The sequence below is a fragment of the Alcanivorax limicola genome (assembly GCF_019931215.1).
Taxonomy (GTDB): domain Bacteria; phylum Pseudomonadota; class Gammaproteobacteria; order Pseudomonadales; family Alcanivoracaceae; genus Isoalcanivorax; species Isoalcanivorax limicola.
The window spans coordinates 494,794-506,178 of record NZ_JAIOUB010000001.1; the positions used below are offsets into that span (position 1 = coordinate 494,794).

The following is an 11,385-nucleotide window of genomic DNA, read 5'->3' on the forward strand; positions in this document are numbered from 1 at the left end:
GGTCACTCATCATCAGAACGGAGCCCGTAGATATAGGCGGTCAGCACATGGATACGCTCAGCCGAGAGAATGCTCTCGTGGGCAGGCATCTTTCCCATACGCCCCTGACGCAACGTCTGTTCGATATCTGCGATCCGGCCGCCGTACACCCATTTGCCGTCAGTCAGGTCCGGGCCACCGAAGGTGGTGTTGCCGGTGCCGTCCGCGCCGTGGCAGGCCGTACACATGGCAAAGAGGGGCGCGGCGCGCTCGATTCGTTCCGCCACATCCTCGCGCTCGGCCAATTCCGGCTTGCTGAGGCTGGCCACATACCAGGCCATATCAGTGGTGCCTTCTTCGCCCAGCGCCGCAGCCAACGCCGGCATATTGGCGTCACGGCCTTTGGTTATCGTGTGCTTGATGGCTTCCGGTGTGCCGCCCCATTGCCAGGAACCGTCCATGAGGCTCGGGTACCCGCGCGCACCACGTGCGTCGGAGCCGTGGCACATGGCACAGTTCTGCATATAAAGACGCGCGCCGACTTCTCTGACTTCCGGGTACTGGTACAGCTCTTCCACCGGGACTTTCGCGTATTCCGCAAACAGGGGCGCCGTCTGCCGTTCGACAAACGCCACTTCCTCTTCCCACTGGCCCTGGGATGTCCAGCCCAGCAGCCCGGCGTACTTGCCCATACCGGGATACAGCGCCAGATAGGCGGCGGAAAATATCAGCGTGCCGACAAACAGCCAGAGCCACCAGCGCGGCAACGGCTCGTTCAGTTCTTCGATGCCGTCAAACACATGCCCTGTGGTGCGGCGCTTGGCTTCCTCGGCGCTCATGCGGCTGTTCCAGAACAGCAACACTGCGCAGCCAAGCAGATTGAGCAGCACCAGTACAATGATGTAACCGCTCCAGAAATTACTCATCGTCTTTTTTCTCCTCGGCATGCCGGTCCTGCAAGATGCGCCGGGCGATATCCTGGTAATGCGGACGACGGGAGGGCCAGAACACCCAGGCTGTCATTGCCGCAAAGGCCACCACCAGCAGCACGGTCAACACGACGTGATAATTGATCAGTGTCATGGCGCGCTCCTCCCGGTCATGACGGTGCCCAGTTGTTGCAGGTAAGCCACCAGTGCATCTTCTTCCGTCTTCTCGGCCCAGTCCTCAGCAACACGCTGCAGCTGCGCCTGAATATCTTCTTCGCTGTAGGGCACACCCAGCATGCGCATGGCATTGAGCTTGCGTTCCGTGTGCCGCCAGTTGACCGTGCGATAGCGCAACCAGGGATAGGCGGGCATGTTGGACTCCGGCACCAGATCGCGCGGTGCGTACAGGTGATCGCGGTGCCATTCATCCGAGTAGCGTCCGCCGACACGGGCCAGATCCGGTCCGGTGCGCTTGGAGCCCCACAGGAACGGAAACTCCCAGACATCCTCGCCAGCCACCGAGTAAGGGCCATAACGCTCGGTCTCGGCACGCAGTGGCCGGACCATCTGGGTGTGACACACATGGCAGCCTTCGCGGATATAAACGTCCCGGCCTTCCAGCTCCAGTGCGGTATAAGGCTTGAGTCCTTTTACCGGCTGGGTGGTATCGTCGTCCCAGAGCAGCGGTACGATTTCTGCGAGGCCACCGAAGCTGACCGCAACCAGCACCAGTGCAATCAGCAGACCGACATTCTTTTCAACTTTTTCGTGTGCAGAACCGGCCATGATTACGCTCCTCCCGGCAGTGCGGCTGCGTCGCTATCCAGGCGGTTGTCCGCCCCCTCATCGTTGTCCGTCTCGCGAATCGTTTTCCAGACATTCCAGGCCATCAGCACCATACCGGCGAAGAAGATCACACCGCCGATCAGACGCACCACGTAGTAGGGGAAGCGATATTCCATTTCCTGAATGAAGGAGTAGGCGAGGGTGCCGTCTGCATTCACGGCCCGCCACATGAGGCCCTGCATCAGGCCGGAGATCCACATGGATGCGATGTACAACACCGTGCCCACGGTGGAGAGCCAGAAGTGCGTGAAGATCCAGTTGATGCTGTACATGGCGCGACGATTGAAGACCCGCGGGATCAGCACATACATAACGCCCATGGTGATCATGGCAACCCAACCCAGGGCGCCGGCATGCACGTGCGCGACGGTCCAGTCGGTGTTGTGCGACAGGGCATTGACGGTCTTGATGGACATCATCGGCCCTTCAAAGGTGGCCATGCCATAGAACGCCAGCGCGACAATCATGAAGCGGATAATCGGATCGGTGCGCAGCTTGTCCCAGGCGCCGGACAGGGTCATGACCCCGTTGATCATGCCGCCCCAGCTGGGTGCGAGCAGCACAATGGAAAACACCATGCCCAGTGACTGGGTCCAGTCCGGCAATGAGCTGTAATGCAGGTGGTGCGGGCCCGCCCACATGTAGATGGCAATCAGCGACCAGAAATGCACGATCGACAGGCGATAGGAATAGATCGGGCGCTGCGCCTGCACCGGCACGAAGTAATACATCATCGCCAGGAAACCGGCGGTCAGGAAAAAGCCCACCGCATTGTGGCCGTACCACCACTGCACCATCGCATCCACGGTGCCTGAGAACACGGAATAGGAATTCCACATGGACACCGGAATGGCCAGGTTATTGATCACATGCAGCAGGGCGATGGTGAGAATGAAGGCCCCGTAGAACCAGTTGGCCACATAAATATGCGAGGTCTTGCGCTTCGCGATGGTGGCAAAGAACACCACGGCATAGCTGATCCAGACCACGGCAATCAGGATGTTGATCGGCCATTCCAGCTCGGCATATTCCTTGCTGGTGGTGAGGCCCAGGGGCAGGGTGATGGCAGCCAGCACGATGACCGCCGTCCAGCCCCAGAAGGTAAAGGCGGCCAGCCGCGGGAACGCCAGTGGCGTCTCGCAGGTGCGCTGCACGACATAATAGGACGAACCGATCAGTGCCGATCCACCAAAGGCGAAGATCACGGCATTGGTATGCAAGGGCCGCAACCGGCCGAAGCTGGTCCAGGGCAAATCGAAATTGAGGACCGGCCAGGCCATCTGTGCGGCGATCCAGACGCCGACAAACATCCCGACAAGCCCCCAGACGATGGTCATGATGGCAAATTGTCGAACTACCCGGTAATGGTAGGGCGAGGGTGTGGCAGCGTGCATGGCAGTATCCCCAGACTGGCGTGACAGGCAAGACGCGCCCATTCTCACTGCGTTGCAGGGCGCAACCTTGACCTGTATCAAGTTGCGCAGCGGGCACAGTGCTGCCATGCCGGGGTCAATGGGGATAACATCCGCTTTATTGATCAGGATCAAGATAAGGAGTCAAACGTGTATCAGCGCATCATGGCCGTGATGACCGGTGACGCCGCCGCAGATCGCCAGCTTGTGGCGCGACTGGCCTGTTGTGCCGATGCAGCCAGCAGCCTGCTGTTGCTGCGCCCGGTGCGCAGCCCGCTGTCCGGGATGGATTATCGGTTTCTGACCCCGGAACTGCGCCATCAGGTGCGCCACAGAGCCATGACCCAGGCGCGGGGTGCCATGGATACGCTGGTGGCCGAGCTGCGCAGCAGCGGCCGCGAGGCACGCTACGAGCTGGCCTGGCTGGATGACGATGCCGCTGAACTGATCCGCGATACCGCCACGCAGCAGGATATGGACCTGGTACTGCTGCAACGCGGGCCGGCCGGCACACCGATTCCCACCGATCTGCGCCGCTTTCTGCGCTTCAACGACACGCTGTGCACCTGGCTGGTGGACCCGGAGCGGCCTTGCCCGGAGGCGGTATTTGTCGCCATCGACACCGGCGCCGGCAACGAGAATCTGCAAGGGGCGGCGATTGCCCATCACGGCGAGGCACTGGCCGGCGCGACCGGCTGGCCCTTGTCGCTGGTGACGGTGATACCGCCACTGCAGTGGCTGAAGGAGGAGTTCGGCGACTTGCTGCCTGGTGGCGGCGATCCTGCGGCGGAGGTGACGGCAGAGCACCGGACACGACTGGAAGCCCTGTCGGCCACCCTGTCCGCAACGCCGGCATTTACAATTCTGGAGGGCGCGCCGCCCCGGGCTTTGGCGGTGCAAATGCAGGATGCCGCAAAGCCGGGCATCCTGGTGATGGGGCGAAGCATGCCGTACAGCGGCCTCTCAGGGTTGTGGCGGACCACCACCCTGGAGAAGGTGCTGCATCAGGTCAGTGGCGATATGCTGATCATTCCGTAAGCTGTTGCAGGAATTGCTGCGCAGCCTGCGCGGTGGCCTGCGGGTCCTCTTCCTGCGGAACATGTCCCAGCGCATCAAACATCACCAACTCGGCGTTCGGGATATCGTCAGCAAAGCGGTGGCCATTCTCAGGTGGAATCAGACGGTCCTGCCCGCCCCAGATGATCAGCGTCGGTTGCGTCAGGGTCGCCAGCCGCTCACCGGACTCATCACGCCAGGCTACATGCTTGAAGCGCGCAGACAGGGCCGCGCGGTTGCCTTCCCGCAGTGTCAGATCGTAATACCGGTCTACCAATGCCTCGTCGACCAGGCTCGGGTCGCCGTAGACATTGCGCACGCTGGATTCGATCACGCTGCGCGGCAGGACGCGATTCATGATGCCGCTGAGTGCCGGAATCTGCGCGATGCGGAAGCCCAGCGGCATGGAGGCGGATTCAATCGGATAACCGGCTGCGTCCACCAGAATCAACGCAGCAACGCGCTCCGGCACCGTCAAAGCCGTTTCCCAGGCGACTTCACCGCCAAACGAGTTGCCCGCCACCACCGCCTGCTCGATCGCCAGGGCATCCATGGCTTGCGCCATGAAAGTGGTATAGGCGTCGATGCGGTAATCGTCATGGTTGACGAACGGCCCGGTCAGCCCGAAACCCGGCAGATCCAGAGAGACCACCCGATAGTCGTCTGCCAGCACATCGACCCAGCCTTCCCAGGTATGCAAACTGGCCGAGGTGCCGTGCAGCAACAGCAACGTCTGTGCTGCATCGCGCGGCCCCTGATCGCGGTAGTGCACGGGCATGCCATCGATGATGATGAAAGAGGAGGGCGGTTGCGCCCAGCGTTCGGCCAGTTCCTCCGCCGACTTGTCCGGTGCCCAGTAGACGCCGAGCAGGACTGCGACTACCAGCAACAGAGCAACAACAAGCCCTGACAGATACTTGATCAGTGATGACATAAACTTTACCCGTATACCTGTTTATGGTTTATCGATTGACCGACGCGTGTCGGCTGGCCGTGGATGCCATTGCGGCGGGCGCGGCGGCCAGCCAACTACTATAACGGATGATTGTAGACTGCGCCGCACACTGGCATGTCAATACAAGCCAATACCAGGCAACACAAGTTACGACGGGAACAACGCCATGAATCGCCTGTTCAAACGCGTCCTCGACCGGGGACTGTTCATCAACGAGCGCCTGCTGGCCACCGCCGACAACGCAGTGGACTGGATGCTGATGCGCGAATCGCTGGTGAAATCCGGGATGACGCCCTACGACACCGTGTATCAGGGCGACCCCATGTCAGTGCGCTATTACCCGCCACCGTCAGACAGTTGGATCGAAATGGCAGGCGGGGAGAGGGTGCCCGTGGCACCGCAACGTTTCCCCGTCCCGCTGGTGCTGGTGCCGCCACTGGGTGTGACCACCGAGGTCTTCGACCTGATGCCGCATCGCAGCCTGGTGCGTTACATGGCCGCCCGGGGCTTCCATGTTTACCTGATCGACTGGGGCAAACCCGAACGGCGTCATGCCACGCTGAGCATGAAAGATTATGCCGTGACCATGTTTGATACAGCCCTGGAAGAAGTGCGTCGCCACGCTGATATCGAGGATGTCTCGGTCATGGGCTGGTGCATGGGCGGCCTGCTGTCCCTGCTGCATACCGGCCTCGAGCGTGATCACCATATTCAGAACCTGATTACCGTCGCCAGCCCCATTGATCTGCGCGGCGGTGGCCTGGTGGCTCGTGCTGCCACAGCGCTGAATACGCCCGCGCGTCTGATCCGCAAATTCAGTGACTGGCGCCTGCACAGCCTGGACCCGAGCAAACTGCACGCGCCCGGCTGGCTGACCACCCTCGGGTTCAAGCTTACAGACCCCATCGGCAGCATTACGACCTACTGGGATCTGCTGACCCGGCTCTGGGATCGGGAGTTCGTGGAGAACTACTCGACCACTGCTGACTACCTCAACAACATGCTGGAATACCCCGGCGGCGTCATTCAGGACATGGTCATCAAGTTCGCCATCGATAATCAGATGGCGGCGGGGCGGGTGGAGTTTCGTGGCACCGTGGCCGACATGAGCCTGATCGAAGCCAACTTCCTCGTTTTCGCCGGCGACACCGACATACTGGTCCCGCCGGAGATCGCCCGTCGCAGCGTCGAACTGGTCTCCAGTCAGGACCGCGAATTCCACGTTGTGCCCGGCGGACACATGGGGGTCATTCTCGGCAGCAAGGCCCTGAAGTCCGTGTGGGCGCCATCTGCCGACTGGCTTTCCACACGCTCTGACAGCAGTAACAGACGTGGCGAAGGCCCCAGTGCCGCCGATCTGGCGGTGCAGGACGCGCGGTTCAGGCGGCAGGCGGAAGATCCAACCTGGTAGGTTCGTATCCGGAGGGTGGGCAGACAGGTTGCAGCTGTCTGCCGGTCTTGGACTTCGTAGTGTGAATTCATGATTTAACATAATATATATTATACGAATCAAAGGATGTCTCAAAAGAGACCTTGAATGGGGTCTCAGCCATCCAGAGACCTCGCCGAAGATACCCCCCGCATTCAATCCGCGTCCCTAACGCGCACCCTCGAATCAAGGCGCTCTGCACCGCGAAGTCTGTCCGGTTGCGCTATCACTACATCCAGCGCCTCCGGGTAACGTGCCGTTACGCCTGAACACCGAGCCTTACCACTGCACGCATTTCAGATATGGAACCCGGTAGTCACAGTGGCTAAAGATTGCGGGGCGCTACAAAAAAATAATGCTGGAGAGTCAGTGACATGAGAATAAAAAGCTCACTGCAGGGCGCGGCGCTTGTCGCCAGCCTTGCTCTGTTCGCAGCCTGTGAAGACAGCAGCCGGGCGTTCCAGCCCCCTGAGATCGGTGACGGGCTGATATACACCTACCCATTGGACGGCACCGTTGATGTGCCACTGGGCACCAAGACCCTGTTCGTGTTCTCGAATCCCGTCGATGCCGACGCAGCGCTCGCGGGATGCTCAGAGGGCGCTGACAACGTGCCTGTTGGCAGCTTCTGCCTGATCGGTCCGAACGGCCCGGTAGACACGGCAGCGATGACGGAGATCGTCAATAACGGCCGCACGATCCAGTTTTCGACTGACCAGCTGGCGCAAGGGACGCGCTATGAGGTCTGGTTGAGAGAGTCCGCTGCGCCTGGGGCGGTCAATTTGCCTGAGGCGGCTCCCCTGCTCTCCTTCCGCACCCGTCAATCGGCGCCGGTGCCCGGCCAAGCGCCGAGCGTTCTGGCGATCAACCAGGACAGCCCGGATGCATTTCTGGAAGGTTCAGGGCGCGAGCCACGCTTTCCTTTCATGGATTTCGCGCCCATCAGGGTGACTTTTTCTGAACCGCTGGCGCAGAAATCCGTGCGGCTCGGAGAGACCTTCAGTTTCGTCAAGATTCTCCAGGACGAGAGCGGTGGCGTAGTCGGTGAGGAGCCGGTCGAGGTGAGCCTGCATACCGAGCGGCACTATATATCCCTGCAGCCTCTGGAAGACATGGAGCCTGGTGCGCGCTATGAGCTGCGCCTGACGGATGCCATCACCGATCTCGGCAGCGAGCCCCTGGCCCCGGTGACATATCGTTTCCTGCCGGAAAACTCGAAAGAAAACCCGGGCGACGAGAACCCGCCTATCCGCCAGGTGCTGCAAACATTTCCTACCGTCAACGACCCGGGCTTTCCCCTGCCCTCGCGGCTGAGCGATCTGACACTGAACCAGTTCAATCTGGTCAACGACGTGCTCGGTGTGAATCAGGTTGATGCCTTCCCCGATGCGCTGGAAGCATGGCTGGTGGACCCGGTGAGATTTCCCGTGGAAACGCCGATTCTTGCCCGGGCAGGCCAGAAGCTGCGTTTGACCGGGATTAATCCCGCGAAGCTCAGTGGTGAGGTGGACCTGAACCTGAATACCGGCAATATCACCGGGGTGTTCTTCAACAATGTCACGGCTTATCTGCTGCCCAACCCTTACAGACCGTTGGGAACAAACCCGGATGATGACGTCGCGCCGTTGATTGCGATCATGAATTTCGATCTGTCCATGCAAGGTGAAGACCCGGCGGGCAACGCCACCTTCAATCAGAACCTGATGCACGTGCAGGCCCCCGGTGTCGTGACCATCACCGACGGGACCTTGAATATCGAGTTGTTCACCACGTTGCAGTTCGAGGTGCTCGGTGGCGCATCCACCATCAATGCGGACTTCGCACTTGGCGTGCGCAGTGACCTGGCGTTTGTTGTCGATCCGCAAAACCCTGAAGGCCCGATCGTGACGGGCAGTTTCCCGGAAGATGGCGATATCGGCGTCGAAACCCAGGAGAATATTCTGCTCACCGTCTCCGACACGCTGAGCCATAAAGGCCTGGATGAGGTGGTGTTGCTGAATATGGATCAGGGCGGCACGGCAGTCCCCATCAAGGTGAATCGCGACGGCACTACGCTGGTAGTGACACCGCTGGGTGAGCTGGCTCCCGCCAGTCGGTATGAACTGATTCTGCCACCCTCGATCACGGACGCGGACCTGCTCAATCCCCTGCCCCTGGAATTTCGTGCGGATGACGCCCTGGGTGGCGATGGTGTGCTGCGCTTCACGACGGCCGATTACAGCCGCGACAACGGCGTTCTGGTGCCGCCCATGCTGGTCAATGTCTATCCGGGTGTCGGCTGCGCACTGACCGACGTGAACACTCAGCCCGGCAAGGCAGGACGTTGTATCAACGGCTTGCCCACGGATGTGCAGTACGAAAACTTCCTGTACGAAATCGACACCATCATGGACGTCAATTTCAGTCAGCCCATGGATACCGCCAGCATGCGCCCTGGCACCATCAACGCTGCCGGCAATGCGTGCAGCAACGGCGCTATCTGCATCGGCGAAGACGTTGACGGTACCTGGCAGAATATTCCGCTGACGCTGCATGCGGAAAACATGGCGGCGCAGCTGTTCCCTGAAGAAGGTCGCATCATCGAGGGCGGTATGTACCGTCTTGTCGTTAACGGTAGCGGCGATACATTCCGCAACCATCCTGATTTCGGCAACCTGGCCGTCAATACCGATCCACTTGGCAGCATTAATGCGCCCGGCGGTCCGAATATCATTGCGGATTTCGAGGCGGTGCAGGCCACCAGCACCATATTTGCCACGATTCGTACCCGCCCTTTCACCGATACCAATGGCAATGGCTTCTTTGACGCCGGGGAATTCGAAGCACTGGGCAACGGCGCCACGCTAATCATCGATGATACGGGTGGTGTGATTACCGATGCGGACTTCAGCGATCCGGACAAGGACAAGATATTCATTTCCGGTGCGCTGCCGGTGGGCTTCAAGCCGATTGAACCCATGGATCTCGGTAATCCGAATCTCGGTATGATCCCTGACGGGCCGGGGCGCTGGTGTACACCACCGGAAGTCGATGCCAATGGGGACTCTGTCTGTATCGATACCGAAGGCGATTTCATGACGCCGGTGGATGTCGGGACGCAGATCGTGCTCGGTACCAGCGTATCGCTGGACGCTACCGCATTGGTGGTGCCGATCAATGGTCTCGCCACCGGTGGTGTGATACTGCGTATCAAACCACGGGAAGAAGGTCCGGTGGTGGGCTATGTCATCAATGAAGCCGGTGAAGAAACACCACAATTCCTGCTCAAACTGGATGCCTACCTTGATGCACCCGATCTCGAGATTCTCGGCGGCCTGGCAGCCAGCAATCTGCGCAGTACCGAAATCGGCGCTTACATCAAAGGTCCCATCTCGTTCCTGAATGACGGCCGTATCACGCTGGATTCCACCAACATCACCGCGATCTCCCAGAGCATCGAATTGTCTCTTGCCGAACCCGGCACAGCGGGCCCGCTGGATCCGGTATGTGGATTGCCGATCCTTGGTCCGATTTTGTGCGGCATCGTCGAGCCCGTCCTGACGTTCGAGCTGGGCAATATCGATCTGCTCATCAATCCGGGTAATTTCAATATCAAGGTGGTCAACCACCCGTCCCGCGCGCTGCGTCTTGCCGCGCCGGAATCAGAATAATAGCGAAGGGACAATACAATGTCAGACAAGACCTTTTGCGTTACCTCATTGGTACGGCTTGTGGCTGCGACGCTAATGCTGAGCCTGGCAACACCCTCAGTCATGGCCCGCGAAGTTCGCGATTACCGTAACGATCGTCCGGAGTATCCGGGCACCAACCTGATACGCCGTATCTTCGGCGAGAACCGGCTTTATTTCAGAGCGGGTGCGACCTATCTCTACCCGGACCTGAACACCCGCTCCATTGAACTGAAAAACCTGTCGAACATCGCTGAAGTTGCCGTTGAGCCGGGCCCGCAGAATGGTGAGGCGTTCAGTGATCCGTTATTGCTGTTTCCCTCGGCCATTATCGGCTACGTACTGCCGTGGGGGGACGGTGGCTGGTCGGTGGAAACCCTGGCAGCCCTCCCCCCTACCCTGACCCTGAAAATAAAGGGCGAAATTGCCGACGTGCCGTTGGCTGAAGAGGCGCAGGGCATTCCCACTGGGGTGCCGCCGCTGGGATCGCGGGTCGCTGAAACCAAGGCACTGCCGCCCATTGTCACGCTCGTGAAGCGCTTTCGCATGCACAGTGATTTCCGCCCTTATGCCGGCCTGGGTCTGACTTACCTCTACACCTATGACAGCAAGGTGACCAATCCGGTGCTGACTGAATTCGGACGCCCGGATCTGGATATCGAGAACAAGTTCGGCTGGGTGGCGCAAATCGGTTTTGACTACAAGATCTACCGCTACTGGTGGGCAAACCTGGATGTGAAGTATGTGAGCGTGCCGAAGGTGCGGGCGACCATGGAGAACACCTTCATCAGTGCCCCGGGCCTGCCTCAGTTTCAGTTTGTCGAGGTCGGGGATGCAGAGTTTGTTGCTGATCTCAATAACCTTGCTGTGCATGTCGGGCTTGGTTTTATGTTCTGATTTTTCATTAACATATCGCTATTATCAGAACGGGCCTTCATGGCCCGTTTTGTTATTATTATTTTATACATCACGGTGCAGATTATCTCCCGGCGAGCACATTATCCCCAATAATGTATCCCTGCATTCATATTTATAATCAATAACTTACCAATTAATTGCTTGTGATGACGATATTTTACATCTTCACGCACTCATAACGTAGAACTGATCA

The 11,385-nt window shown here is 59.4% G+C and carries 9 protein-coding genes; 4 read left to right on the forward strand and 5 right to left on the reverse strand.

The window, feature by feature from the left end:
• Positions 1-2 precede the first annotated feature (2 nt).
• Genes ccoP through ccoN form a run of 4 tightly spaced genes read right to left on the reverse strand, consistent with a single transcriptional unit; the run spans position 3 to position 3,148 of the window.
• Complete coding sequence (gene ccoP / locus K8B33_RS02190) at positions 3-905, reverse strand: cytochrome-c oxidase, cbb3-type subunit III (RefSeq protein WP_223422788.1); 903 nt, start codon at positions 903-905, stop codon at positions 3-5.
• Positions 898-1,062: a cbb3-type cytochrome c oxidase subunit 3 gene (locus K8B33_RS02195; RefSeq protein ID WP_223422791.1), complete on the reverse strand. Its 165-nt coding sequence runs from the start codon at positions 1,060-1,062 to the stop codon at positions 898-900. The genes ccoP and K8B33_RS02195 overlap by 8 nt, the downstream gene beginning before the upstream one ends.
• On the reverse strand, positions 1,059-1,694 hold the full coding sequence (gene ccoO, locus K8B33_RS02200; RefSeq protein ID WP_223422793.1) for a cytochrome-c oxidase, cbb3-type subunit II: 636 nt from the start codon (positions 1,692-1,694) through the stop codon (positions 1,059-1,061). The genes K8B33_RS02195 and ccoO overlap by 4 nt, the downstream gene beginning before the upstream one ends.
• 2 nt (positions 1,695-1,696) lie before the next feature.
• Positions 1,697-3,148, reverse strand: coding sequence for a cytochrome-c oxidase, cbb3-type subunit I (gene ccoN / locus K8B33_RS02205; RefSeq protein ID WP_223422796.1), 1,452 nt, complete (start codon positions 3,146-3,148; stop codon positions 1,697-1,699).
• A gap of 168 nt (positions 3,149-3,316) precedes the next feature.
• Between ccoN and K8B33_RS16180 the strand changes: the two genes are divergently transcribed.
• On the forward strand, positions 3,317-4,204 hold the full coding sequence (locus K8B33_RS16180; RefSeq protein WP_223422799.1) for a universal stress protein: 888 nt from the start codon (positions 3,317-3,319) through the stop codon (positions 4,202-4,204).
• On the opposite strand, the gene K8B33_RS02215 is transcribed toward K8B33_RS16180, so the two are convergent.
• On the reverse strand, positions 4,194-5,156 hold the full coding sequence (locus K8B33_RS02215; protein ID WP_223422801.1) for an alpha/beta fold hydrolase: 963 nt from the start codon (positions 5,154-5,156) through the stop codon (positions 4,194-4,196). The genes K8B33_RS16180 and K8B33_RS02215 overlap by 11 nt on opposite strands.
• A gap of 187 nt (positions 5,157-5,343) precedes the next feature.
• Here K8B33_RS02215 and K8B33_RS02220 point away from each other — a divergent pair, with 187 nt between their 5' ends.
• The 3 genes from K8B33_RS02220 (at position 5,344) to K8B33_RS02230 (ending at position 11,171) form a co-directional block, all read left to right on the forward strand.
• On the forward strand, positions 5,344-6,588 hold the full coding sequence (locus K8B33_RS02220) for an alpha/beta fold hydrolase (RefSeq protein ID WP_223422804.1): 1,245 nt from the start codon (positions 5,344-5,346) through the stop codon (positions 6,586-6,588).
• A 392-nt stretch (positions 6,589-6,980) separates the two neighbouring features.
• Positions 6,981-10,256: an Ig-like domain-containing protein gene (locus tag K8B33_RS02225; RefSeq protein ID WP_223422807.1), complete on the forward strand. Its 3,276-nt coding sequence runs from the start codon at positions 6,981-6,983 to the stop codon at positions 10,254-10,256.
• An 18-nt stretch (positions 10,257-10,274) separates the two neighbouring features.
• Positions 10,275-11,171, forward strand: coding sequence for an OmpW/AlkL family protein (locus K8B33_RS02230; protein ID WP_223422809.1), 897 nt, complete (start codon positions 10,275-10,277; stop codon positions 11,169-11,171).
• Positions 11,172-11,385 lie beyond the last annotated feature (214 nt).